Origin of the sequence: Mucilaginibacter sp. OK268, assembly GCF_900103125.1 — a bacterium.
Lineage (GTDB): Bacteria > Bacteroidota > Bacteroidia > Sphingobacteriales > Sphingobacteriaceae > Mucilaginibacter.
This window is the reverse complement of sequence record NZ_FNJV01000009.1, coordinates 239039-263271: the sequence shown is the minus strand read 5'-3', so window position 1 is coordinate 263271 and position 24233 is coordinate 239039. Positions and strand designations below refer to the sequence as shown.

The 24233-nt window shown below is 42.9% G+C and carries 24 protein-coding genes; 10 read left to right on the top strand and 14 right to left on the bottom strand.

Translation table 11 applies throughout. The features are described 5' to 3' along the window. The first annotated feature begins 354 nt into the window (after nucleotides 1-354). Nucleotides 355-1758, top strand: coding sequence for a methyltransferase RsmF C-terminal domain-like protein (locus tag BLR84_RS24380; protein ID WP_090472869.1), 1404 nt, complete (start codon nucleotides 355-357; stop codon nucleotides 1756-1758). Nucleotides 1759-1850: 92 nt separating this feature from the next. Here BLR84_RS24380 and BLR84_RS24375 read toward each other — a convergent pair whose 3' ends face one another. The 3 genes from BLR84_RS24375 to BLR84_RS24365 all read right to left on the bottom strand — a co-directional run bounded on the left by BLR84_RS24375 (nucleotide 1851) and on the right by BLR84_RS24365 (nucleotide 4344). Next, nucleotides 1851-2216, bottom strand: coding sequence for a CoA-binding protein (locus BLR84_RS24375; RefSeq protein WP_090472868.1), 366 nt, complete (start codon nucleotides 2214-2216; stop codon nucleotides 1851-1853). Between the two features lie 95 nt (nucleotides 2217-2311). Next, entirely contained in the window at nucleotides 2312-2797 is a 486-nt protein-coding gene (locus BLR84_RS24370; protein WP_090472867.1) for a DinB family protein, read from the bottom strand. Then, the gene (locus BLR84_RS24365; RefSeq protein ID WP_090472866.1) at nucleotides 2794-4344 is read right to left on the bottom strand and encodes an NAD(P)/FAD-dependent oxidoreductase; all 1551 of its coding nucleotides are present in this window, start codon (nucleotides 4342-4344) and stop codon (nucleotides 2794-2796) included. The genes BLR84_RS24370 and BLR84_RS24365 overlap by 4 nt, the downstream gene beginning before the upstream one ends. A gap of 313 nt (nucleotides 4345-4657) precedes the next feature. On the opposite strand from BLR84_RS24365, the gene BLR84_RS24360 reads away from it, so the two are divergent. The 5 genes from BLR84_RS24360 (at nucleotide 4658) to BLR84_RS24340 (ending at nucleotide 8536) form a co-directional block, all read left to right on the top strand. Next, complete coding sequence (locus BLR84_RS24360; RefSeq protein ID WP_090472865.1) at nucleotides 4658-5227, top strand: RNA polymerase sigma factor; 570 nt, start codon at nucleotides 4658-4660, stop codon at nucleotides 5225-5227. Between the two features lie 540 nt (nucleotides 5228-5767). Beyond that, the gene (locus BLR84_RS24355) at nucleotides 5768-6346 is read left to right on the top strand and encodes a LemA family protein (RefSeq protein ID WP_090472864.1); all 579 of its coding nucleotides are present in this window, start codon (nucleotides 5768-5770) and stop codon (nucleotides 6344-6346) included. Nucleotides 6347-6484: 138 nt separating this feature from the next. Continuing rightward, nucleotides 6485-6919: a TPM domain-containing protein gene (locus BLR84_RS24350; RefSeq protein ID WP_090472863.1), complete on the top strand. Its 435-nt coding sequence runs from the start codon at nucleotides 6485-6487 to the stop codon at nucleotides 6917-6919. A 12-nt stretch (nucleotides 6920-6931) separates the two neighbouring features. Then, complete coding sequence (locus BLR84_RS24345) at nucleotides 6932-7741, top strand: TPM domain-containing protein (RefSeq protein ID WP_090472862.1); 810 nt, start codon at nucleotides 6932-6934, stop codon at nucleotides 7739-7741. 249 nt (nucleotides 7742-7990) lie between these two features. Further along, the gene (locus BLR84_RS24340; protein WP_090472861.1) at nucleotides 7991-8536 is read left to right on the top strand and encodes an NUDIX hydrolase; all 546 of its coding nucleotides are present in this window, start codon (nucleotides 7991-7993) and stop codon (nucleotides 8534-8536) included. A 229-nt stretch (nucleotides 8537-8765) separates the two neighbouring features. On the opposite strand, the gene BLR84_RS24335 is transcribed toward BLR84_RS24340, so the two are convergent. Both BLR84_RS24335 and folP read right to left on the bottom strand, forming a co-directional pair. Beyond that, nucleotides 8766-9224 (bottom strand): nuclear transport factor 2 family protein, encoded by a 459-nt coding sequence (locus tag BLR84_RS24335; protein WP_090472860.1) that lies wholly within the window; start codon nucleotides 9222-9224, stop codon nucleotides 8766-8768. A gap of 318 nt (nucleotides 9225-9542) precedes the next feature. Continuing rightward, nucleotides 9543-10409 (bottom strand): dihydropteroate synthase, encoded by an 867-nt coding sequence (gene folP, locus BLR84_RS24330; protein ID WP_090472859.1) that lies wholly within the window; start codon nucleotides 10407-10409, stop codon nucleotides 9543-9545. A 154-nt stretch (nucleotides 10410-10563) separates the two neighbouring features. Between folP and BLR84_RS24325 the strand changes: the two genes are divergently transcribed. The 4 genes from BLR84_RS24325 to BLR84_RS24310 all read left to right on the top strand — a co-directional run bounded on the left by BLR84_RS24325 (nucleotide 10564) and on the right by BLR84_RS24310 (nucleotide 13870). After that, nucleotides 10564-11043 carry a DUF1599 domain-containing protein gene (locus tag BLR84_RS24325; protein WP_090472858.1) on the top strand — a complete coding sequence of 160 codons (480 nt, stop codon included), beginning with the start codon at nucleotides 10564-10566 and terminating at the stop codon, nucleotides 11041-11043. 100 nt (nucleotides 11044-11143) lie between these two features. Beyond that, nucleotides 11144-12295, top strand: a complete 1152-nt coding sequence (locus tag BLR84_RS24320; RefSeq protein ID WP_090472857.1) for a BT_3928 family protein — start codon at nucleotides 11144-11146, stop codon at nucleotides 12293-12295. Between the two features lie 2 nt (nucleotides 12296-12297). After that, on the top strand, nucleotides 12298-13356 hold the full coding sequence (locus BLR84_RS24315; protein ID WP_090472856.1) for an ABC transporter permease: 1059 nt from the start codon (nucleotides 12298-12300) through the stop codon (nucleotides 13354-13356). Between the two features lie 7 nt (nucleotides 13357-13363). Further along, entirely contained in the window at nucleotides 13364-13870 is a 507-nt protein-coding gene (locus BLR84_RS24310) for a shikimate kinase (protein WP_090472855.1), read from the top strand. Between the two features lie 6 nt (nucleotides 13871-13876). Here the strand turns inward: BLR84_RS24310 and BLR84_RS24305 are convergent, their stop codons facing one another. The 9 genes from BLR84_RS24305 to BLR84_RS24265 all read right to left on the bottom strand — a co-directional run bounded on the left by BLR84_RS24305 (nucleotide 13877) and on the right by BLR84_RS24265 (nucleotide 24179). Continuing rightward, the gene (locus tag BLR84_RS24305) at nucleotides 13877-14386 is read right to left on the bottom strand and encodes a phosphoribosyltransferase family protein (RefSeq protein ID WP_090472854.1); all 510 of its coding nucleotides are present in this window, start codon (nucleotides 14384-14386) and stop codon (nucleotides 13877-13879) included. 115 nt (nucleotides 14387-14501) lie between these two features. Continuing rightward, nucleotides 14502-14897, bottom strand: a complete 396-nt coding sequence (locus tag BLR84_RS24300; RefSeq protein WP_090472853.1) for a hypothetical protein — start codon at nucleotides 14895-14897, stop codon at nucleotides 14502-14504. A gap of 106 nt (nucleotides 14898-15003) precedes the next feature. Beyond that, nucleotides 15004-16419: a 23S rRNA (uracil(1939)-C(5))-methyltransferase RlmD gene (gene rlmD / locus BLR84_RS24295; RefSeq protein WP_176852148.1), complete on the bottom strand. Its 1416-nt coding sequence runs from the start codon at nucleotides 16417-16419 to the stop codon at nucleotides 15004-15006. A gap of 598 nt (nucleotides 16420-17017) precedes the next feature. After that, on the bottom strand, nucleotides 17018-17392 hold the full coding sequence (locus BLR84_RS24290) for a hypothetical protein (protein WP_090472851.1): 375 nt from the start codon (nucleotides 17390-17392) through the stop codon (nucleotides 17018-17020). 7 nt (nucleotides 17393-17399) lie between these two features. Next, entirely contained in the window at nucleotides 17400-18752 is a 1353-nt protein-coding gene (gene creD / locus BLR84_RS24285) for a cell envelope integrity protein CreD (RefSeq protein WP_255367037.1), read from the bottom strand. A gap of 156 nt (nucleotides 18753-18908) precedes the next feature. Further along, complete coding sequence (locus BLR84_RS24280) at nucleotides 18909-19490, bottom strand: TetR/AcrR family transcriptional regulator (protein ID WP_090472850.1); 582 nt, start codon at nucleotides 19488-19490, stop codon at nucleotides 18909-18911. 8 nt (nucleotides 19491-19498) lie between these two features. Further along, nucleotides 19499-19906, bottom strand: a complete 408-nt coding sequence (locus BLR84_RS24275) for a Rieske (2Fe-2S) protein (protein ID WP_255367036.1) — start codon at nucleotides 19904-19906, stop codon at nucleotides 19499-19501. Continuing rightward, nucleotides 19903-20937, bottom strand: coding sequence for a phenylalanine--tRNA ligase subunit alpha (gene pheS, locus BLR84_RS24270; protein ID WP_176852147.1), 1035 nt, complete (start codon nucleotides 20935-20937; stop codon nucleotides 19903-19905). Before pheS ends, BLR84_RS24275 begins: the two co-directional genes overlap by 4 nt. 677 nt (nucleotides 20938-21614) lie before the next feature. Beyond that, on the bottom strand, nucleotides 21615-24179 hold the full coding sequence (locus BLR84_RS24265; RefSeq protein WP_090472847.1) for a cytochrome c-type biogenesis protein: 2565 nt from the start codon (nucleotides 24177-24179) through the stop codon (nucleotides 21615-21617). Nucleotides 24180-24233: the final 54 nt, after the last annotated feature.

Below are 24233 nucleotides of genomic sequence, written 5' to 3'. Positions count from 1 at the left end.
TTTCTATTTTCCAAAACTTTTTTTTCTTTTTTTTATTCTAAGTTTTGAACCCCGCTTTCTCCCTTTTCTCTTCCTCCTCAGCGGGCTGCAAAGGTGCGAATCTTATTTTAATTTATCAAGTGAAATTTTCACTTTTTTAAACTTTTTTTTATTCGCTAAATCTTCAAAAAACAACGCCCTTTTTCCTTAAGCGGTCACAAATGTACAGAGAAAAACACTTCCCTTCCAAGAGAAATTTTGAAATAATTAAAACTATTTTACAACTACCTGTAAACTAACCCTAAATTCAGTCGCCGCACCCCTGCTTTAACCTATAATAATAGCATTTACCTTATTTGTATATTTGAAAAGTATATGAACAAGACCACATTTCCCGAAAACTTCCTGGCCTCATTAAGCGCAGAAAACGGATTTGATGAGCAAAATTTTATCGAAGCTCATGAAAATTCTGATGCGCCTACATCTATAAGGTTAAATCCTTTTAAACCTTCGGCCTTAAAAACAGGCGCGCAAGTACCCTGGTGTGCCGATGGTTTTTATTTAGATGCCCGTCCGTCCTTCACTTTCGACCCGCTTTTTCATGCCGGATGTTATTATGTACAGGAAGCATCATCTATGTTTATTGATCATATAGTAAAACACATCAGGCAAAACAAACAGCAACCTGTAAAAGTGCTCGACCTTTGCGCGGCGCCGGGCGGCAAAAGCACGCTGCTTAATTCGGCTATCGGGGCCGACGATCTGCTGCTGGCTAACGAGATCATTAAAACACGCGTACCTGTATTAACAGATAACCTGAGCCGCTGGGGTCAAAGTAATGTTATAGTCAGTAATAACGATCCGAAAGATATCGGCCGCTTGAAGAGCTTTTTTGATATCATATTGGTTGATGCACCCTGCTCTGGCTCGGGCATGTTCCGGAAAGATCCACAGGCGATGAACGAATGGTCTGAGGCCAACGTCAATCTTTGCCATCAACGGCAGGAACGCATACTGGCCGATATATTGCCCGCCTTAAATGAGGATGGCTACCTTATATATAGTACCTGCTCTTACTCGCACCAGGAAAACGAGGATATATTGGATTGGCTTTGCCAGGAATTTGACCTCGAAAGCATCCGTATACCTATATATAAGGACTGGGGTATTGTGGAAACCGAATCGGCACAGCAAAAAGCATGGGGTTACCGCTTTTATCCGGGACAAGTAAAGGGCGAAGGTTTATTTGCTTCTTGTCTGCGCAAGAAAACCAATACAGGCGAACTGGGCAACTTTAAAAACAACATGCAGCAAAAAATAAGCAGTAAGGAAATTGACCAGGTAAAGGCTTATCTTAATAATCCCGAAAGCTTCTATTATTTTAAGGTGAATGATGACTGGCTGGCCATTAACCGCAGCCATAAAGAAAGTCTGAATATTTTGCAGCGTCACCTGTATCTTAAAAAATCAGGTGTACGTGTAGGTAAACTGATGGGAAAAGATCTGATACCCGATCATGAACTGGCCTTGAGTACTATTATCAATAAGGACACCGTTTTACAAACCGAGCTCAGCCACGATCAGGCCATACAATATCTGCGCCGGGATAATATCGATCTTAATCCAACAGAAAAAGGATGGAGCCTGATGACCTTTGAAGGCCATGCGCTGGGCTGGGCCAAGCTATTGCCCAATCGTATTAACAATTATTTCCCAAAAGAGATCAGGATCATCAATCAGGCTCAAGCCCCCCAGCCCCCTAAAGGGGGGAGCTTTTGATTAGCATGATCCCTAAAAAAAAGAGACACATATAATGTGTCTCTACATAAAAAATCATTTGCTAAGAGTTCCCCCTTCAGGGGGCTAAGGGGTTAATACTCCCCTATCGATAACAGCACCAGCGTACAAGCATTTTCCGTTTGAATACCTTTTTCGTTGGCCAGGCGTCGTAACTCGGAGTTTTCGGTGCCCGGGTTAAATATAATACGCTTTGGATGGGTATCTAATATGTAATTATATAATTCTGGTTGATGCTGCGGACCAACATATAAAGTTACTGTATCAATATCGTGGTGTATGGTCTCGGGCTTTTCGATGAGTACCCCGGCCACCTCGCCTGTTTTTATCCCTACATTTACTATCGTATGTCCTTTGCTCACCAGCCGGTTGGCAGCCAGGTAAGCATATCTGCTGGTATCGGGCGTGGCACCCAGTACCAATGTTTTTTTATCAGCCATATTACTTTTTGTGATTACACTGATTATTTTTTGATTACACCGATAGATAAATCTTCCAAAATCAGTGCAATCCTATTTAATCGGTGAAATCCTGTTTAATTAGTAATTATCCTTTTTAATAGCGCTATCTGGGCCGAGTGATATATATGATGCTGTATTAATCCGTTAATCAGTTCTTCATAAGTAACACCGGTTCCCTGTTCGCGGTTCCTTTCGTCATTTGTTGGCTCATTCCATTGATCCGGAGGGAAGTTTTGAATAATGCCGATCAAATTTACGTTAACCAGTTTCAAATCTTGAACATAATTCTGCCATTTTTGCTCATCAGGTGTACCCGTTTCTGGCCAGTCGCCGCTGGTGGGTACGCCCGAAGGCAGGCCATTCATCCTGTCCATCACCTCTTCTGTCCAGGCAATCATATGCAGTACGATCTCCGCTATATTATGTACCGAGCCCGGTGGCTTTTCGTACGCGGTCTCAAAACTGATACTTTTTAAAATAGTATAAACCGGCGAACCATACCAGGGATCGCCTGACAATACATTTTGCAATTCGTGCGAAAGATTTTCTGAGGTGCTCATCTCAATATTTTTAAAGTTGCCAAAGCGCAGTTGATACCATCAATAGCAGCAGAAATAATGCCACCCGCGTAACCGGCCCCCTCGCCACAGGGAAATAAACCCTGAACCTGCGGGTGCTGCAGCGTTTCTTTATCGCGCGGAACTTTTACCGGCGATGATGTGCGCGACTCCACTCCTACTAATATAGCTTCATTAGTATAATAACCTTTCATTTTTTTGCCAAAGGCCGGCAATGCCTTTTGTAAGCGCTGGTGTATCCATAATGGCAATACTTCTTTCAGCTCGGTGCTTTTGGTTCCGGGCAGATAGGAGTTTTCTGGTAGATCATTGGACAACCGGCCCTCCACAAAATCAACCATACGTTGGCCCGGTGCTACCAGGTTACCGCCACCAGCCACAAAAGCGGCTTTCTCAATCTCCTGCTGAAAGCGCAGCATCTTAAAGGGATCGGTATCATCACCGGCTACATCTTCCATATTGATCTGCACAACCGTGCCCGAATTGGCAAAAGGATTATTTCGTTTGGATGGACTCCAGCCGTTCACTACAATTTCATTAGTCTCAGTTGCGCAGGGAGCAATAATACCACCCGGACACATACAAAAAGAGAACACTCCACGATCATCCACCTGCTCTACCAGGTTATAATAGGATGGCGGCAGATCAGGACCGCGGTATTCGCAATGGTATTGGGCGCGATCAATAATTTCCTGCGGATGTTCTATCCTCACTCCTAAGGCGAAAGGTTTGGCCTCGATCAGTATATTTTGGTGATGCAGCATTTCAAAAACATCACGCGCCGAGTGACCTGTGGCCAGTATCACCGCGTCAGCTGTCAGCTTTTCGCCATTGGCCAGCTTTACACCTTTTATTTTACCAAACTCCACCAGTAAACTGGTCACTTTGGTATCAAATAAGATCTCGCCACCAGCATTCAGTATGGTTTCGCGCATAGCGGTAATGATCTGGGGCAGTTTATTGGTGCCGATGTGCGGCCGGGCGTCTATCAGTATATTCTCCTCGGCACCGTGTGCTACAAACATTTTCAGCACTTCGTTCACATCGCCGCGCTTGGTGGAGCGGGTATACAGCTTCCCATCGGAGTAGGTACCAGCCCCACCTTCGCCAAAACAATAATTCGACTCCGGGTTTACCAGCCCTTGTTTGTTGATATTAGCCAGATCGCGGCGACGTTGCTTTACATCCTTACCGCGTTCCATAATAATTGGCTTTAGTCCCGATTGTATACATTGTAGCGCCGCGAATATTCCCGCCGGACCAGCGCCAACAATAATAACCGGTCGCCCAAACTGTACATCGGGATAATTGACGGTGAATATTTCGGGCTGATAAGGCTGATCTAAAAACACCTGCACCTGCATACGGTAAACCACCTTGCGGCCACGGGCATCGATAGATCGTTTTAAAACTTTTACCGCCGAAACTTTTTGGGGTTGAATATTTAAAGAAGCCGCCGCTAAACGGGTTATTACGGCTTCGTCTTCCTGTTGCCCGGGAGGGCATACTATTTCTACTTCTTTGATCATGTGTAATTGCCGGGTTTTTATCCCGGATCAGGACAAAGGTAAGGAAAAAACCTCACCCAACCCTCTCCAAAGGAGAGGGCTTTACAATGCTTTTTTAAGTCTCCCCCCTGGGGGAGATTTAGAGGGGGTGTTCCTCCCCCCAAAAGGGTGATGTTCGCTAAATCATCAAAAACCAAACTGTCCGCCCGTGCACAATGACCGTCCGCTATCGAACAGTTTTAAATGGCCATTAAAATCTATTTAATTGAAAATCAACAATTTACAATATGGCATCCATATTGGCATAGGCTCGTTATAAAAATAACAACACAAAATGAATATCGCCGAAGACCGCTTGATGACCTTATGGGCAGGATGTTTGAAAAACGACCGCAAGCAACAGGAACAATTATACCGGGTATTAGCACCAAGAATGCTGGCAGTTTGTATGCGTTATGCAACTGATAAAGACGAAGCGCAGGATATACTGCAGGAGGGCTTTATAAAAATGTTCAAAAACATGAACAACTATCGTGGCGATGGCAGCCTCGAAGGGTGGATCCGCCGCATCATGGTACATTGCGCTATATCACGTTACCGCAAATTAAAACCCATGGTTTTGGTAGAAGATTTTTCTGCCGAAAGCAACATGCCGATGAGCAAATCATACAACGATAACGGACTGGAAGCAAAAGATCTGATGAAACTGATCCAAAAACTGCCAAAAACTTACCGTTCTGTATTCAGCATGTATGCTATTGAGGGCTACTCGCACCAGGAAATTGGTAATTCATTAGGCATGACAGAATTATTATCACGCACCACATTATACCGTGCACGCAATATTTTAAAAGACATGATCAGCCAGCTTACCATGCGTGAGCAGCATTGCCTGGCAGGATAATTAATCCCTTACCCTGCCTACTTGTGAATCTTGAGTTATCTAAATCAACGGTTAATTCAACCATATACTTATCACCGCCGCAGTTCAGGCAACCCGCCTGAACTTATACCTGTAAGCCATAAAAGATAAAAAACTTCTCCGCGCGTCATTGCGAGGCACGAAGACAACCGACCGGAGGGAGCTCATTAATACCCTTAAAAACAAACACAACATTAATAATCTCTACATAGATAGGCTAACTACTAAAGTTTAAGCTTTTTATCCTACTCTGTACAGTATAGAGATTGCTTCGTACCTCGCAATGACGTATTTTTTTGCTTATTCCCCCAGCAGAGAGTACCGTACAACCCAAACAGAGTGAATTGTTCATACGCGCTGCCCTATCACAAAAATCATCTCAATCCTTTAATCGTGTACAAAAATGTTTTGATTATCTTTAGCGATGTGTATCTTGTCATGTTGTCATAACCATTAGCTGTTGTAACAACGGTACGCCTTTTGTAATCTAAATTCAAAACACATCTAAAAAGCATCATTAAAATGAAAAAGTTATTCTCGGTAATATTAATTATAGCGGCGGCTATGTCATTAAGCTCATGCAGTTATAACAGCATGGTTAAAATGGACGAAAACGTAAAAACCAAATGGGCTGCTGTTCAAAGTCAGTATCAACGCCGCAGCGATTTGATCCCTAACCTGGTAAATACCGTTAAAGGAGCTGCCAATTTTGAAAAAAGCACCTTAACCGCTGTTGTTGAGGCACGCGCCAAAGCAACATCTGTACAGGTTGACCCTACCAAGCTAACCCCGGAATCCATCAAAGCCTTCCAGGCAGCACAGGGCGAGTTAAGCACCGCGCTGGGCAGGTTACTATCGGTAACTGAAAACTATCCGAATTTAAAAACCAACGAAAACTTCCTGGGTTTACAGGCACAGATAGAAGGTACCGAAAACCGCATACAGGTAGCCCGCCAGGATTTTAACGCTTCCGTACAGGAATTTAACACCAAGATCCGTTCGTTCCCCGCTAATATAACTGCCAAAATGTTTGGCTTTAGCGAAAAAGGTTATTTCACCGCCGAACCCGGAGCTGATAAAGCGCCTAAGGTTCAATTTTAATAACAATGGATTTCACTGATTTTTTGAGGATGATTTCACCGATTATCTTTACGAAATCAATGAAATCATCCTCAAACAATCGGCGTAATATTTTTAGAATCGGTGTAATCACCTTTTAAAATCTGTGAAATCATAATTATGGCAGTATTTACCGACGAAGAGCAACAGCGTATCCGCAAAGCTATACAGGAAGCCGAGAACCGCAGTTCGGGCGAGATTAGGGTATGCATTGAAAAAAAATGCAGCGAAGATGTGCTTGACCGTGCCGCTAAATATTTTTACCAGCTTAATATGCATAAAACCAATTTACGACACGGCATATTGATATATGTGGCCACTGTGGACAGGAAGTTTGCTATTATTGGCGATGCCGGTATCAATTCGGTAGTGCCGACTAATTTCTGGGATGCTACCAAAGAAGATATGCTGCAGCATTTTAAATATGGAGATATTATAGAGGGCATAGTTACCGGTTTAAAAATTGCCGGTGAGCAACTGCAAAAATATTTTCCGCATACACAGGACAATAACAATGAATTGCCCGATGACATTGCCTTTATGGATGGCGATTAACCTTTAAAACTCATGTTCAAAAAAATCATATTGTTCTTTAGCCTGGTGTTGTGCGCCTTTGTAGCCTTCGCGCAGGATTTTCCGGAACGATCAACTACGCTGGTTACCGATTATACCAACACCCTATCGGCCGATGATAAGCAAAAGCTGGAAAGTAAACTGGTGGCTTTTAATGATTCTACCTCTACCCAGATCGCTATTGTAATGATCAAATCGGTAGGGAATTATGACATCGCCGAATATGGCGCCACGCTGGGTCGTAAATGGGGTATCGGGCAAAAAGGAAAAAACAACGGCATATTGATCCTGGTGGCTCTTGCCGACCGGAAGCTTACCATACAAACCGGCTACGGTGCCGAAGGTGCATTGCCTGATATTGTAACCCAGGAGATCAGGGTAAATGATATTAACCCACGCTTTAAAGCGGGCGACTATTATGGCGGGTTAAACGCAGGTGTAGACCAGATCATTAAATACACCAAAGGCGAATACAAGGCCGATAAAAAACCGCAGGCTAAACAAAATGGCGGCGGTGGCGGCAGTGTGCTCATTGTCATTATCATCGTAATTGTGATCATTGTACTCATTTTCCGCAACCGCGGTGGCGGTGGTGGCGGTCGCCAGATCATCGGTAGCCGTGGCGGCGCAAGTCCTTTCTGGTGGTTCCTGGCCGGCAACCTGTTAGGTCGTGGTAGCGGCGGAGGTGGTGGCTGGGGAGGTTTTAGCGGCGGCGGTAATGATAGTGGCGGCGGCGACAGCGGAGGTTTCGGTGGTTTCGGCGGCGGCGATTTCGGCGGCGGCGGTTCCAGCGGCAGCTGGTAGGCGGGAGCAATTAGTGATTAATGCTCTTATAAGATCTGTCATTTCGAACGAGGTACGAGGAGAAATCTTCTTAAACATGCAACTGGGCTTTGTATACAGCAGAAGATTTCTCTTTCGCACAGCGCCCATGCCCACCCCAGCTCTATCGGAATGACAATTTTTTTAGTTTTGAAAAACCGCTAAACAGCATTTTGGAAAACCCATTCACTAAATCACTAATTCAATAACTCAGTAATTCAATAATTAATAATGGATCTCACCTGGAAATTACTTTCATCACATTATATACATAAAGGCCCCTGGGCCACCTTACGAATTGACAAATGCGAAATGCCCGATGGCCGCATTGTTGATGATTACTACGTTTTAGAATACAGTAACTGGGTTAATGGCGTGGCTATAACCGAAGACAACAAAGTGCTCATGGTAAAACAATACCGCCATGCAGCCGGAATTATATCGCTGGAAATTCCCGGTGGCGTAATAGATGGTGATGAAAAACCCGTTGAGGCTTTGCGTCGTGAATTACTGGAAGAGACCGGTTACCAGTTTGATGATTTCGAACTAATCTGTACCGTTTACGGCAATCCGGCAACAGCCAACAACCAAACTTTTACTTTCCTGGCCAAGGGCGGCAAAAAAGTTCAGGGACAATCATTAGATGCCCATGAAGAGCTGATTGTAGAAGAATACACCATCGCCGAAGTAAAACAACTCCTGCTCGAAAATAAAATAGAACAGGCCATGCACTGCGCCGGGCTGTTTTATGGCATGGTGAAACTAGGAGCTTTGTAATATTAATTTTATTTAAAATCCCTTCTTGAGAGGGGATTCGCACAAGCCTAGATATTTGTCCAAAAAGGGTGTCATGCTGAGCCTGTCGAAGCATGGTGGGCAGGCCTCTGCGCTCTACCCTTCGACGGAGCTCAGGGTGACACCCCTATAATACCTCTTCAACATGTAAAGCCCAAAGTCGAAATTTCTCCTTTTATCAGCCCCAACTCACTACTCATCATTCACGATACTACTCCGGACAATTATCCTTCCGCCGCGTATCTATAATATAAATGATCTTCCAGCCATCTTTTGTTTTCAGCAGCTGAAAAACATCCACACCGCAATGGCTGAATTTATCGCCAACATAAAATTTATAAGGTGCCCATACACTGGCCAGGGGACCGTCAATCTTGATGCCGCTAAAAACAATCCGTTCGTCATATACCTCTTTATGCGGTGTACCTATCGATTTCAGAAAACCACTGGGATCCTCGTTAACCAATACCGGTGCTCCGGCCTTACTATCATTGATACTCTGAAAAACAATATGTTGATCAAACGTTGAACGCAGCAGGGTACTATCTCCCTTGCGCATGGCATCAAACAGGGTATTGATCGTTTGCTTTATACCCTCCTGATCGGTTTGCTGAGCAAAGGTTTTGAACGACAGGAGTAACACAAATAACAGGAACATTAAATTTTTCATGGTAAGCTTATTGAATATTGGGAAACTAAATATAGTTATTTTAAGAGGTCATTAATATTTCGTATATTTATATCAATAGCAGCCTGGTTCTCCTTTTTTAAGAGAACCGGGCTGTTTAGTTAAGAGAAAAACAAGGCTCAAAATCGACCATTTTTCATTTAGTTATTTGATAATCAATTATTTAATACTTTTTAAACCTGAAAAAACACGTTAAAACCGTGTTAAAATTTGTTAAAAAGTGTTAAAATCGACAATTTTCGAGCGTTTTTTGATCAAAAACAGGCCATTTTCGAGCAGAAATTTGTTAAAATTCAAGGTTTAAAAAGTTTTTGAGCTGTTAACCATCTCCCAGATCTTCACCGCTTCCATGGCTTCTTTAACATCATGTACCCGCAAAATATTAGCCCCCTTCATCAGCCCAATGGTGTTCAAAACCGTGGTGCCGTTCAGGGCCTCGGCGGCGGTAGTATCAAGTAGTCCGTAGATCATCCGTTTGCGGGAGATGCCTACTAAAGTGGGGAGGCCTAAAATATCAAAATCCTGCAGGCGGTTCATCAGGGTGTAATTATGTTCGTTCTTTTTGGCAAAACCAAAACCAGGATCAATGATCACATCGTGTACACCCAACTGCTTTAACTGCTGGTATCGTGACACAAAATAATCAAGCTCCTCGGTAAAAACATCGTCGTATTGTGCCAACTGGTTCATGGTCTGTGGCGTGCCCTTCATGTGCATCAAAATATAGGGAACCTGTAAACGCACAACGGTGGCAAACATACCCTCATCCAGAGTTCCGCCCGATATATCATTGATGATATGTGCTCCGGCCTTGATGGCAGCTTCCGCGACCCGCGCCCTGAAGGTGTCAATAGATAACACTGCATCCGGAAATGCGGTTACAATAGCCTCAACAGCAGGCAGCAGGCGCTCGGTTTCCTCAGCAATGGAAATATCTTCGGCATTTGGTCGCGAAGAGTATGCGCCGATATCTAAAAAAGCGGCACCGTCGGCCAGCATCTTTTCGGCTTGTTGCAGGGCCTCGTCAACGCCTGGTTTACGGCTACCCGCGTAAAAAGAATCGGGCGTAATATTAATGATCCCCATAACCTTTGGGGTGGATAGGTCTATCAGTTTACCACCCGCGTTAAGGGTTGTTTTTTTATGAAAAAATGTATCTTGAGCCATGTGTTTTACAAAGTTTAAATATTGTAATTTAGTTTAACTTTGCAGCATTGGCGCAAGCACGCTTTATTCAACGTTTCAACATTCAAATATTTCAAATTTGGCTAATACATCAGCAGAGTACGACGCAGTAATTAACACATGTAAGGGCCTTTTTATGAAAAAGACCCGCGACTACGGAACCGCATGGCGCATACTACGCCCGCAGTCTATCACCGATCAGATATTTATAAAAGCCCAGCGCATACGCACGCTGGAAGAAAAAAAAGTATCAAAAGTGGGCGAGGACATTACCGGCGAATATATTGGGATAGTAAACTACTGCGTTATTGCCATGATGCAGCTGGAATGCAGTACCGAAACCGCCATGGAGCTTGCCCCCGATCATGTGGAACGCCTGTTTGACGATAGGGTAAAAGAAACCAAAGAGCTCATGTTTGCCAAAAACCACGACTATGGCGAAGCCTGGCGCGATATGCGCATCAGTTCATTAACCGATCTGATACTAATGAAATTGCTGCGTGTTAAACAAATTGAAGATAACCAGGGCCTGACCGAAGCATCAGAGGGTGTAAAAGCCAATTACCAGGATATGCTCAATTATTCGGTATTCGCTTTAATAAAATTAGGGGTATAATAGACTTTGGGGAACAAAGAGCAAAGATTTTTGGAATAAAGAGCAAAGAAAAAGTCCTTGTTCCTTGCTCCAAAAATCTTTGTTCCCACATTAAATAACTATGAAAAACAGCTTTATTTGGTTTTGCAGGATAGCGGTTGGTTTGCTATTTATTTTTTCGGGACTGATCAAAGCCAATGATCCGCTGGGTTTTTCTTACAAGCTGGAAGAATATTTTGAGGTTTTCCATATCATGTTCCTTAACAGTTTTGCTCTTACTATAGCTATATTGCTGTGTACATTGGAAATGCTTTTGGGTTTTGCTCTGCTTATCGGTGTTCGTGCGGTAAAAGTGGCCTGGGGTTTATTGCTGCTCATTATATTTTTTGGCTTTTTAACCTTCTACTCGGCGTTCTTTAAAGTGGTACAAACCTGCGGCTGTTTTGGCGATGCTATTCCGCTAACGCCATGGCAATCATTCAGCAAGGACATGATCTTGCTTTTGCTGGTATTGGTGCCTTTTATCAACCGCAAAAAAATACAGCCCATATTTAAACCTAAAACAGCCGACAAATGGCTTATCGGAGCGGCCATTGTTGCATTGGGTTTTGGCATATACACCTATAACTTTATGCCCATCATCGACTTTTTACCCTACAAAATAGGCGCCAATATTCCTGATGAAATGAAAATTCCGCCGGGGGTACAGCTGGATGAGTTTGAGGTTACCTACAACCTTAAAAACAAAAAGACCGGCGAAACCAAAACCATGAGCGATAAGGAATACCTGAAAACCAATATCTGGAAGGATGCTAACTGGGAAGTTGTGGGTAACCCGGAAAGCCGCCTCATAAAAAAAGGCTTCGAACCTAAGATCCGCGACCTTTCTATACAAGATGGCCAGGGTAATGATTATACCAAAGAGCTATTATCAAACCCGTTTTACAGCCTGGTTATCGTTGCTCATGATCTGGACAAAACCAATGCCGAGGCCATCAACCGTTTAAACGCGCTGGCTATAAATGCTACAGAAAATTATAATATCCGCACGGTATTGCTTACGTCCAACTCGGCTCAAAGCGCTGAGGCATTTGCCAAGGTCCATAAACTGGTTACCGAAATTTTTTATGCCGATGGCGTTCCGCTAAAAGAAATGGTACGGGCCAATCCTGGTGTGTTGCTGCTTAAAAACGGCACCATCATCAACAAGTGGCATTACCATACGGTACCAACTTATGATGCTTTAGTAAAAAAATATTTCCAGCAACAATAGCTATGATCCGTTACCTCATCCGCAAATTATTTTACGGGCTGGCGGTAATGCTGGGTGTGGTGCTGGTGGTTTTTTTCCTGTTCAATATTTTACCTGTCGACCCGGCCCGGATGACCCAGGGGCAGCGCGCCGACGTGCAATCATTACAGGCCGTACGCAAAGAATTTGGTTTGGATAAACCCATACCCGTACAATTTGCCTATTATCTGAACGACCTTTCGCCGGTAGGTATCCATTTAAATAATACCGAAGAACAGCAACGCTACCATTATGCCAAACTGTTTGCTGTGAGCGATACCAAAGTATTGGCGCTGAAATGGCCCTACCTTCGCCGGTCGTACCAAACCCGTAAGGATGTAGCAAGCCTACTCATGGATGTTATACCAAATACCCTGGTACTGGCCACTACCTCTATGATATTCGCCATTATTATAGGCGTGTTTTTAGGTGTACTAAGCGCGGTAAATAAAGATACCTGGATAGATAAGCTGGCTATCAGTTTTTCGACACTGGGCATATCGGCGCCCTCATTTTTCGCTGGGATTATTATTGCCTGGATCTTTGGCTTTGAGCTCAGCAAATATACCGGGCTCAATATGTCGGGCAGTTTATATAGTTATGACCCGTTCAGGGGTGAGGTGATCAGCATCCGCAATTTAATATTACCCATGATCACCCTGGGTTTGCGCCCGCTGGCTATCATCGTACAGCTTACCCGTAACGCCATGCTGGATGTATTGGGTCAGGATTATATCCGTACGGCAAAGGCAAAGGGCCTCGGCAACCGTGCTATCATTTATCGCCATGCTTTAAAAAACGCGTTAAACCCCGTGATCACGGCTATAGCCAACTGGTTTGCATCCTTATTGGCAGGCTCGTTTTTTGTAGAATATATTTTTGGATACAATGGTCTGGGTAAAGCTACTGTTGACGCCTTAGAGATGTCGGATTTTCCGGTAGTAATGGGATCTATCCTTTTTATCGCCTTTATTTTTGTGGTGATCAGTATTCTGATCGATATTATTTATGTTTGGATCGATCCGCGGGTAAAATTAAGTTGATATTATAATGAAGTACTTTTTAGTTGGTTTTATGGGCTGTGGCAAAACCACCTGGAGCCGTAAACTGGCAGCCAAATTAGGCTATGAATTTATTGACCTTGACCACGTGCTGGAAGAAAAGGCAGGCATGAGCATTGCCGAATATTTTTCGAGTTTTGGCGAAGATGCTTTCCGCAAGCTGGAGTCGGACGTATTGAAACAAATTGAATATCCGGAGAACGTAGTGATATCAACCGGCGGTGGTTTACCCTGCTTTTTTGATCATATGCAATGGATGAATGCCAATGGCAAAACCCTCTACATCAAACTATCGCCCAAAACCCTGGCCGACAGGCTCAGCAATAGTAAAACTGTACGCCCGGTATTGCAGGGTAAACAAGGCGATGAACTGGTAGAATTTATAACCGGTAAACTGGCCGAGCGCGAAAGTTTCTATTTACAAGCCAGCCATATTGTAGAAGGTATTGACATGTCTGTAGAAAAACTGGAAGCCGCGCTGGGGATTGAGAGTTAATCCTTCTTACCTCAAATAAACCGCGTCTTCCTGGCCATCTTCATCCAATACCACATCAACATGTTCTTTGATCACGGTTGAGAGGGCGACACCGGCAAAATCGGTAGTTACCGGGAAACTTTTATGATTACGGTCTATCAACACCGCCGTACGCAATTTTTTGAGGGGTACATCTAAAAATACGGCCAAGCCATAAGCCAGCGTCTTGCCGCTGTTCAGTACATCATCAACCAGTATCACTACTTTATTGCTGCATTCCTGAACATCAAAATCAACCTTAGCCTGCAGGGTACTGCTTTGCTTTTCCAACTCAATAGTAAGTAGCTTGCTGGAGAAGGGCGCTATACCATCCAAAATGGTTTTGATCCGTTGAGCGATATGATTGCCACGGGGCAGTATGCCTGCTATCAGTATTTCCTGTTCGTCGAAGTTATCTTCCAGTATCTGGTAAGCAATACGGTCGAGCTTTTGCTCTATCTGGTGCTGATTTAATATCAGGAGTTTCTTTTCAGACATGTGTGCTTTTTTGTTGAAATGCTCTAATGTTCGAACGTTGTAATGTTTTTAAGTATCAACCTTGTAAATATACACCTTAACCTTTCAACTTTACAACATTGAAACCTTGCAACAATCATTTCCCATACGGGAAATAAACAAAATTTGCGCCCTCGGGTACCACCACAAAAACGCACATAAAATCGGTGGGATTTTTATAGCTGTTGATGAAACGGTCTTTCAGCTCGGGTTTAATAACACCCCGCTCTTCAAATTCTTCGAGGGTTGAGGCGTGGATGCTCCAATCGGTGTTCAGCTCGTTTCTGTCCAGGATAACCTCACCCAGTTTTAGTTCGTGCTGATGAGCTATGAAAATAGGATATGTAGATAACCCTTCCATCATAATTTCGACAGCCACTTCATGGATCGATTCTTTAAAAATTTTAAGCTCTCGTTCCAGGCTCAGCAGCGGGCTGTCCGGAGCGGGTTGTTGGCTTTCGTTACCTTCATTTAACAGGTCTTCGGGTTGCATACTTAAAAAAATAAATTCTAAACTCTAATTGCTAAATCCTAAGAATAATAAATTCTAAAATCCTGATTTTTAAATCCGAAATCGAAATTCCGATATCCGAAATAATTTACTGTCCTTGCTCCCGTAGCACCAGCAATACCACATTCTCTACGTGCTGTGTATGGGGGAACATATCAACGGGTTGTATTTTTACGGTATCGTATTTTTCTTTCAATACCGAAAGGTCACGGGCTTGGGTGGCGGCATTGCAGCTTACATAAACAATTTTCGGAGCCTCAATTTCCATCAGGCGGTTCACTACATCTGGGTGCATGCCCGCGCGCGGCGGATCGGTTATGATCACATCGGGTTTTCCATGCTCGGCTACGAAATCAGCAACCAGCACATCCTTCATATCACCGGCGTAAAATTTGGTATTGGTGATGTTGTTGATGGCTGAGTTCACTTTAGCATCCTCAATAGCGGTAGGAACATACTCCACCCCCACTACTTCTTTTACATGACCGGCAATAAAATTAGCGATAGTACCGGCACCAGTATACAGGTCATATACCAACTCATCGCCCGTAAAACCAGCGAAATCGCGGGTGATTTCATACAAGTGCAAGGCCTGGATACTGTTGGTTTGATAGAAAGATTTTGGCCCGATGCGGAATTTAATACCATTCATTTCTTCATGAATATATTCCGGTCCTTTAAAGGCGATCACATCCTGGTCAAAAATAGTATCGTTCTTTTTTTGGTTGATGATGTACAGTAGCGAAGTGATCTCCGGGAAACCGGCATCAATAAAGTTCATCAGCTTGTTGACTTCCTCCTCGCTTACATAAGCAAATACCACAATCACCATTACCTCACCGGTTGACGAAGTGCGCACGATCAGGTTACGCAAGGATCCTTCATGATTACGCAGGTTATAAAAAGAATAACCCTCTGCTATCACAAAATCACGAATACTGTTACGCAACCTATTGGAAGGCTCAGCTTGCAGATAGCAATGCTTTACATCCAGTATTTTATCAAAACGACCGGGAATATGAAAGCCCAGCGCGTTCATGTTCAGGGTTTCATCTTCCTTGTTTTCGCCGTCGTACAGCCAACGTTTATCAGAAAATGTATATTCTAATTTATTACGATAATAACGATCGGCAGGTGATGGAACAATATCCATAATACCATCCACATCAATTTTGGCAATACGCCCCAAGGCATCAGCTACAGATTTTTGTTTGAACTTGAGCTGTCCGGTGTAATCCATGTGCTGCCATTTGCAGCCCCCGCAGGTACCAAAATGCTCGCAAAAGGGCTCAACCCGGTATTCGGAGGGTTGTTTAAGCGTTACTATCCGGCCCTCGCCGAAATTCTTTTTGCTTTTGTAAACCTGCACATCGGCTATATCGCCGGGGATGGCTTTATCTACAAAAAGTACAAAATCGTCGGTTTTACCTACACCTTTACCTTCTTCGGCAATATCAATGATCCGGACATCCTCAAAAAACTTCTGTTTGGCAACTTTATTCATCAGGCTGCAAAGTTAACCGTATTTATTTAGGATAAAAACCGGAGCTTAGAGATAAGCACAAACTGGGTTTACATGGTTTACACTTTTTATGGTTAACACTGGTATATTTAACTGATAATCAATGAATTAAATGTATTTTTTTTACAAAATAGTGGGTTTACATGTAAACCCAGTGTAAACGCATCTGGCTAAAGAGATAAGAGCCGGGAAATAAGAAAACAGCTAATTCCCCGACTCGCTTTTAGATTAAGGTTTAGGGTTTATACGTTCTACTTCATGAATTACCGGACAAAAGAATATCCATTCCGCTTAAAAGCGAACTACAGAGAATAAAATAAGCAATCAGGCGAACAAGCTCAATATATAGGATACAAAATCCTCTGTATCCATATCGGCTATATCAAATTGCTCATCAATCATGTCTGAAAATTCTGTTAGTTCGGGACTCATGATAAAATATTTGTTATGCTAACATAGTAAATATTATACTAAAAACCAAATCGGTATACGGTATTTATAAAATTAAAAAGAATTCACTCTCTGTTGGGCTTAAGCAATTTCAACTTATATTGAGCAAAAACAGATGGTTTTCAAGTAACTATTTGCCCCAGATAAGGAACCTTACCATGACACTTAGGATAAGCAGAATTGGCAAAGCAAACGAAAACCAATAGCCCAGCCCAAAAAGCCGTTCACGGAAAAGCTGACTATTATTTTCGTTAAAAATGCTATCAATTATCCAGCCCAGTGTATAAAATATATTTGCTATGCCCATCATTATTAAATAGGCAAATCCCTGAAAGGCCATCTCAAATATTGTTTCTTCAAATTCTTCATGCGGCTCTATAATTATTGGCCCAAGGATGCAGTAAATCAAAAAAGCAATAAAGCCGACAATCATTAATCCCATGTTATATTTGGGTCTGTTTCTCCACCACCATTGCCTCGCTGTGACTGAAATTTCAGTATCCATATTTTGCCTAATGTTTATCCCAATTTATTTTGCGGGAGAAGTACATCAGTATACCTACTACCATAAATAAGGCAACGCTACCAATGATCAGTGCAAAATCCTCCAATTGGATGATCACAAAGATGAACGCGTAAAAAACCGACAGGATAAAGGCAAACAACAAGGCCGCCATTTTATTTTTTAACAAGGATGCTATGAACACCGAAACCAATGCTATGGTTGATACCGAGGCAATGAGGTAAGCATAATTATAACCCACCTGTTCCGAAAAGGAAAGCAGCAGGGAATAGTAAATGATCATGGCTATGCCAATGAGTACATAATTAAATATGTGTATCCTTTGCTTACGGATCACCTCGGTTAAAAACAGCGAAATAAACGTTAGCATAATGATGAGCAGCGCGTACTTACTGGTACGCATTGTTTTTTGATACTGATCAACCGGAAGGCGTAATTTTACGCCAAATATGGCGTCGCCAAGCTTTTTATCATTGTTTAGCAGGATATCATTATTTATCCATTGCTGTGGAAAAGGCCGATTATAATACAACATGCGCCAACGGGCTTTAAAGCCATCTTTGTTTACCGTACGCTCATCGGGGAGGTAGCGGCCATCAAAACTCGGGCTGCTCCAGGTTCCGCTTGCTTCCACATCGGTAGTTTTACCCAGATGCAAAAAGCTTAAGTTCTGACTCCCTTTCAGATCCAGAGCGTATTCAAAAGGTACATTTCCGTCTTTAGCCCCTGAAATATCAACAGCTACCTGTAAGCCCCCGCCAAATACCGATGCGTTGTCAAATACAGGTTCGGCAGTCAGCGTTTGATCATTAGCTTTGATCACCGGGTTGTTTTTCAGGCCTTTTAAATCGCTGATACTAAATACGATCCGGGCTTTATTCAGCAAAAGTTGATCGGGAGTCAGGGATAGGCTACCCAAATCGGCTTTGGAGAAATTACCCGATACCTTTACCAGGGAATTATAAACAGCCACATCAAATATCCCGCGGTGCAAAATCTGGGTGCTGAGTCCGGCTTTAATATGCAGGTTATCAGGCAGGATGTATAAATTTTCGATGATCTCCCTGGTAACTTCTTTATTCGATGTCCCCATCTCGGTGATCTGCTTTTTGTAAGGGATAACCAGTACCGGCCCCTTGATCACCTGGTTGCCCGACCATTTGTCAGATACATCCCGCATCATTTCATCCTGCCGGCTGGCCCGTTCATCTATCAGGTTATTGACCAGCGATGAGGGTACCAGCAATACCAGTACCAGTGTAGCAATAAAGAGCAATTTAATGGTTACCGACTCCTTGAGCCCGTCCATTATTCCTTGTTTTGGTGATTTGTCTTCGGTCATGTTATTTTTTAAATATAAAGTACTTTGAATTACAAAGTATAAAGATCAAAAAGAAGGCTCTGAGAGCCTTATTGTATTTCCTATTAACATAATAGTACTTTGCAATTCAAAGTAACAAAGAAGAATTAAACAATCCAAATAATTTCTTCTAAAAAATTAAACTGAAATAGCCGCCTTCACCAGGTAAGGAAGGATCTCCTTTTGAAAAGAAACAAAATTCTTGCGTACATCAGAATCACTCACCGAAGTGAAAGCAAAACTAAACACAATGCTTTTACTGCATTTTATTAAAAAACGCAGCCTTTGCTGGTAGGTTTCGTGCTTACGGATGCCGGGTAATTGTATAAACGAAGCCATCAACAATTCTTCCAGCTCGTTGGACAGATTTTTTAAAAAATCCTGGGAGTTGGTTGATTCCCTGATAAAATCCCAGCCAATAAATTCGTTACATATGGTATACGACAGGCGGCAGGTTTTCATGATCAGGTTGTTCAGATACTCTTCCTCATCAATATCCGGGGCATTGTGCTGTACCAGGTCATCAACACTGGCCTTGATATAATCCATCAGCAGTATATGTAAAACCGCTTCTTTACTATCAAAATATTTGTAAATGGTAGCCTTGGCAATTTTAGCCTTTTTGGCTATCTCATTAACACTGGTTTTATGGTAACCGAATTTGCGGAACAGTTCTTGCGCCGCCCTCTTTATACTATCCTTTATTTTATCGGCTTCCATTTATTAAATTAATTGACAACTTGAATGGTGAACTGGGTTGTTATAACCTGGTATGACCTCAGCGACTTTGTTGCAGGGGCTTTTACCGGTGTACCATCCTCTAATGAAAATTTTGATCCGCTGCAGGGGTCGACCACCTGAAGCCCAGTATCATCAATTTTGACCACGCATTTCTTTTCAGGTTGATAACTACTGCAAGCATCGTATGCAACAATTCCGCGGGTCTGTGAATGATATAAAATTAAACCGGCTACCCCATAACCTGGAACAAAATAATAACCTCCGGGGCTATTCAGCGCGCTGTACTTAGGATTGATAGGCGATTGAAAGTTTACCGGTATGCTCGGAACAGGGTCACCCTTGCCGCATGAAAGTAAACAAACAGCTGTTAATATGATCATTATGAACTTTCTCATAATATTTCGGTTTGAAACTGTTTTAAAAAGCGAACATCGTTTTCAGAAAATAAACGCAGATCACGGATAACATATTTCAGGTTCGCGATCCTTTCCATACCCATACCAAAAGCAAAGCCAGTATATTTTTTACTGTCGATACCGCAGTTCTCCAGCACATTCGGGTCAACCATACCGCAGCCCAATATCTCTACCCAGCCACTGTATTTGCACATATTACAACCAGAACCGCCGCAAATGGTACATGAAACGTCCATCTCTGCCGATGGCTCGGTGAACGGGAAATATGAGGGGCGAAAACGTACTTTGGTACCTTCACCATATAATTCCTGCACAAAGTGATATAGTGTTTGTTTCAGATCGGCAAAAGATACGTTCTCGTCTACATACAAACCTTCCACCTGGTGAAAAAAGCAATGGGCACGGGCCGATATAGCCTCGTTACGGTAAACCCTACCCGGCATAATAGCCCGAAACGGTGGTTTACCATGTTCCATCATCCGCACCTGAACCGATGAGGTATGGGTACGCAAAGCGATATCATCCTTGCCGCTGTTCTTTTTGATAAAGAAAGTATCCTGCATATCACGCGCAGGATGCTCTTCCGGGAAGTTCAGGGCCGAAAAGTTGTGCCAGTCGTCCTCAATTTCCGGTCCTTCCGCCACCACAAAGCCCAGGCGTTTAAATATATCGATGATCTCATTACGTACCAGCGAAAGCGGATGGCGCGAGCCAACAGCAAAATCTTCGCCTGGTAGCGTGAGGTCAAGTGCTAAGTCTTTAGCCTTTGGTCCGGAGTCAAGTGTTTCTTTTAGCTCATTGTATTTGGCTTCGGCCAGTTGCTTAAACTGGTTAAGTACTTTACCAAAAGTGCGTTTTTCCTCAGGGCCAACGGTTTTAAACTGCTCAAAAAGGTCTTTTATAATTCCCTTGGTTCCTAAAAATTTGATTCGAAACGTTTCCAGTTCATCGGCATTAGCCGGTGAAAAAGCATTTATTTCGGCTGTATACTGGTCAATTTGAGCTTGCATTATTCTGGTGTTATTAAAAAATTACTGGCGGTAAGCCAACTTCCTGATATCGCCTGCGGTGTAAACCGGTTGGGCATCTGATGCCAACAAGTGTGCAAATATAAAAAAACGGCTCTAATGTGTTTAGCTATTGCATGAATATATAGCATAAGGGCTTACGAGTAACGCTATTATTACCCGGCTTTAACACAGGCACGCATTATATAAAAACTTTTTAAAGCTTTATTTTAACAATTTTTTACTTAAAAACTGGGCAAAAATGGATGAAAAACCGCTCAAAATTGATTCAAAACCATCGATTTTAACACTTTTTAACAAATTTCAATATGGTTTCTGCAAGTTTAAAAAGTATTAAATTATTGATTGTCAAATAACTACATACAAAACGATCTGTTTTCGGATCTTTTTATCGCTAAATTAAACGGCCCGGTTCTCCTTTTTTAGGGAAAACCGGGCCGTTGTATATACAAATATACGCATTTAAGTGCGAAGTTTAAGTTGCATGCCATTCCTTACATGTAGGAAAGAAAAAACTAAAAAACATGTCATTGCGAGGCACGAAGCAATCCCCTCGCGTTCCCATGAATAGGAATAGCTACGAGATTGCTTCGTCGTACCTCCTCGCAATGACATAAGGTTAAACATGTGGAGGAGTCGGCTACCGCAGGCGATCTATCTTATTCCAATATCGAATGAAAATCACGTTCAAAACCTTCGCCGTAGATCACTTTGTACTCTTTGCTGAAATTCTCGAAAGTATTTTTGGCCAGGGAGTGTTTGCCCAAATGTGAAAGTGCCTTGCATTTCAGGATCATAGCGTCTTCGTTTACCGGGTCGAAGTAAAAAATATCATTGGCCAGTTTGATCAGGAACTCCGCGTCGTCGGCAATCTGGACCGATCCGGCAAATTGGATGTAGGAGTCGATGATCTCGTTGGATACTTCTGATTTAAAGGCATCCAACCACTCATACTCAATGTTCGATAAGAAATTGCCGCGCTGGGTGATGTGGGTAAGCTGGATGATCTTTTGCTTGTTGAGCTTGCTTTTGTTAGATACAATGTTGAGATAGTTATGATAATCAACCATGATCTGGTTATAATCGATCTCAATTTTCCAATAACCGGTATCTTTCGACAGGTGGCAATGCCCCATTTTGTCCAGCAGCGATTTGAGCTTGGCAATATTTACCGAACGGTTGTTACGTGCGCTTTTTTCTGATTTATCAAACCACAAGATCTCGTTCAGCTTTTCGGAGCTTACTCCCCTGCCCAGTTTAACCGAATACAGCAAAATAACCAGGAACAATTCTTTAAGCAGCGGTGTAAAATACTTGGTGATCTCGTGTCCCTCGGGTGTAAACAATTGCAGATCGCCAAATAAAAATATCGCGTTCTTATTGTTGTTCACCCGGTTGTCGTGGTCGGGCTCAATGGCTGGTTCCACCTGTCCGGTGTGTTGATGAACAGGAGATTCTACAACAGGCGATACCAATAGCGGTTGTGGTTGAACCTTGTTTTTACGACGGTAAACAATCACCACACCAGCTATACCCAGGCCCACAACCAATAAGCCGCCGATCCACAAAATATAGTTGATGCCGGCCTCGCTCAGTATCGGGTTATCCAATGGCTCTGGCGGGCTTAACAGCGAGTACACTTTAACCTGGGTTTGCTCTTTATCTTTAAAAAGAGTAACGGCTAAAAATTTATTGCTGTGCGGACAATAGTAAATATCCGCATAAGCGCGTGCGTCATGAAATAAATAAGGAATGGTATCTCCTACCAGCTGGTAAGCAGGTTTATCCAACGATCCTTTGATCAGCTGCAGATTGGAGTTAAACTTATGCTGCGGAAATATGAGCCCGTAATACGTTTTGGCTTTACTGTTGATGATAAGCGAATTGGCAAATACAAAATCCTCGCTTTTAACACCGATGTTAAATAATTTCTTAAACGTTTTAGTTTTGACGGTAAACTGCATCACATCATACAGGTTACGCGGGTTCACGATCTGCTGGCCCGAAGCGCTGCCATAACCGCCTATCACATACACCGTATCGCCCGCTGCATTGGCTCCCAGGCCGGCCATGTAACGTGGCGTAAATATGTCGCCGTTGGCTTTTATCTCCTGCCAGGCGCCGGTGCTTACATGATATTGTTTCACACTGTCTTTATAAACCAGTTGCCCATAACCGCCAATGGTATAAATGGAGGAGTCGGTTTTGCAGAAAAATTTATTCAGGTGCCCGGTATTGGTTTCCTGGGGTAGGTTTTTAAAGCCCTTGTCCCACTTTTGGTCTTTAATATTATAAGTAGCTATTCCCTTTTGATCAATAAACAGGTAGTATAAGTTACCATTATTGAACAGGGCCTGGTCGCCGGGAATGAGCTGTTGCCTGCCTGTTTTGTATACCTCGCTCTTTAAAGGCGATATTTTATTGACCGAGTAAGAAAGCAATGAATCGGCAGTGATGATATAAACCGTTTCGGTAGCTGCGTCGAAAGCCAAACTGGCATCGCCGGCCACGCTAAATTCCCTTTCCATTTGCCAGTTGCGGTGACGGGCCTTGATCCATAGCGGATTGGTAACCGTACCGTTGTTCTGGTTAACGGTTTCGTGTGCCACATCACCCTGCCACTCGTTCAGCGGCCACCAGGATAACAGTTTATCCTGCTGTACAATCTTTACATCGCGCAGCTTAAACGGGGGCAGATCGGTAGTTTGATATTGCTTATAGGCATTGGCGCCAAACAACAACTTATAATTGGAGCTTTGCTTTAAGTGCACACCCGCTTCGCTGTAGGATGCCTTACCGGCAGATACAGTGAGCTTATCGTTCTTAAAATCAATAAATATTTTGAGCTTGCTCCAGTTATCAAACAGCTCTTTATCGTCGATATTGAAGGATATTTTGGAGAGCTTTTCGCCAATGATGATCTTGAAATGTTTGGTATTGTATTGGTTATCGTACACCAGGTCGATGTTTTGCTTATCGTCACCCACCAGCCTGAGCATATAACCAAAATATATTTGCCGGTTAGGAATGAACGACAGATCGAAGGATATTTCGAGATTGTCTTTTGCAGCAACGTTGCTGATACCCAGGTTTAAGGTGGTGCGTTTATCCTGTACTACTTCGTGGCTATAAAAACCAAGCCCGTATGATTGCGCATGAACAGGTGGTATCCATAGTATATTTAAAAAAATAACCGCAATTATTCCCGAAACAAAAAACCTCATGTTGATCAGTACTTACTATTAGGACTTAAGTACCCGTGTTGTATTTATAATTTA

What these genes read in the sequence shown, in the direction of transcription:
- BLR84_RS24370 (WP_090472867.1), bottom strand. Translation starts at nt 2,797, where the DNA reads ATGAGCACCTCAGAAAATCTTTCGCACGAATTGCAAAATGTATTGTCA.
- BLR84_RS24355 (WP_090472864.1), top strand. Translation starts at nt 5,768, where the DNA reads ATGAAAAAGTTATTCTCGGTAATATTAATTATAGCGGCGGCTATGTCA.
- BLR84_RS24375 (WP_090472868.1), bottom strand. Translation starts at nt 2,216, where the DNA reads ATGGCTGATAAAAAAACATTGGTACTGGGTGCCACGCCCGATACCAGC.
- BLR84_RS24265 (WP_090472847.1), bottom strand. Translation starts at nt 24,179, where the DNA reads ATGAGGTTTTTTGTTTCGGGAATAATTGCGGTTATTTTTTTAAATATA.
- BLR84_RS24310 (WP_090472855.1), top strand. Translation starts at nt 13,364, where the DNA reads ATGAAGTACTTTTTAGTTGGTTTTATGGGCTGTGGCAAAACCACCTGG.
- rlmD (WP_176852148.1), bottom strand. Translation starts at nt 16,419, where the DNA reads ATGAATAAAGTTGCCAAACAGAAGTTTTTTGAGGATGTCCGGATCATT.
- BLR84_RS24275 (WP_255367036.1), bottom strand. Translation starts at nt 19,906, where the DNA reads ATGAGAAAGTTCATAATGATCATATTAACAGCTGTTTGTTTACTTTCA.
- BLR84_RS24315 (WP_090472856.1), top strand. Translation starts at nt 12,298, where the DNA reads ATGATCCGTTACCTCATCCGCAAATTATTTTACGGGCTGGCGGTAATG.
- pheS (WP_176852147.1), bottom strand. Translation starts at nt 20,937, where the DNA reads ATGCAAGCTCAAATTGACCAGTATACAGCCGAAATAAATGCTTTTTCA.
- folP (WP_090472859.1), bottom strand. Translation starts at nt 10,409, where the DNA reads ATGGCTCAAGATACATTTTTTCATAAAAAAACAACCCTTAACGCGGGT.
- BLR84_RS24350 (WP_090472863.1), top strand. Translation starts at nt 6,485, where the DNA reads ATGGCAGTATTTACCGACGAAGAGCAACAGCGTATCCGCAAAGCTATA.
- BLR84_RS24280 (WP_090472850.1), bottom strand. Translation starts at nt 19,490, where the DNA reads ATGGAAGCCGATAAAATAAAGGATAGTATAAAGAGGGCGGCGCAAGAA.
- BLR84_RS24325 (WP_090472858.1), top strand. Translation starts at nt 10,564, where the DNA reads ATGAAAAAGACCCGCGACTACGGAACCGCATGGCGCATACTACGCCCG.
- creD (WP_255367037.1), bottom strand. Translation starts at nt 18,752, where the DNA reads ATGACCGAAGACAAATCACCAAAACAAGGAATAATGGACGGGCTCAAG.
- BLR84_RS24345 (WP_090472862.1), top strand. Translation starts at nt 6,932, where the DNA reads ATGTTCAAAAAAATCATATTGTTCTTTAGCCTGGTGTTGTGCGCCTTT.
- BLR84_RS24320 (WP_090472857.1), top strand. Translation starts at nt 11,144, where the DNA reads ATGAAAAACAGCTTTATTTGGTTTTGCAGGATAGCGGTTGGTTTGCTA.
- BLR84_RS24290 (WP_090472851.1), bottom strand. Translation starts at nt 17,392, where the DNA reads ATGGATACTGAAATTTCAGTCACAGCGAGGCAATGGTGGTGGAGAAAC.
- BLR84_RS24380 (WP_090472869.1), top strand. Translation starts at nt 355, where the DNA reads ATGAACAAGACCACATTTCCCGAAAACTTCCTGGCCTCATTAAGCGCA.
- BLR84_RS24300 (WP_090472853.1), bottom strand. Translation starts at nt 14,897, where the DNA reads ATGCAACCCGAAGACCTGTTAAATGAAGGTAACGAAAGCCAACAACCC.
- BLR84_RS24340 (WP_090472861.1), top strand. Translation starts at nt 7,991, where the DNA reads ATGGATCTCACCTGGAAATTACTTTCATCACATTATATACATAAAGGC.
- BLR84_RS24335 (WP_090472860.1), bottom strand. Translation starts at nt 9,224, where the DNA reads ATGAAAAATTTAATGTTCCTGTTATTTGTGTTACTCCTGTCGTTCAAA.
- BLR84_RS24360 (WP_090472865.1), top strand. Translation starts at nt 4,658, where the DNA reads ATGAATATCGCCGAAGACCGCTTGATGACCTTATGGGCAGGATGTTTG.
- BLR84_RS24305 (WP_090472854.1), bottom strand. Translation starts at nt 14,386, where the DNA reads ATGTCTGAAAAGAAACTCCTGATATTAAATCAGCACCAGATAGAGCAA.
- BLR84_RS24365 (WP_090472866.1), bottom strand. Translation starts at nt 4,344, where the DNA reads ATGATCAAAGAAGTAGAAATAGTATGCCCTCCCGGGCAACAGGAAGAC.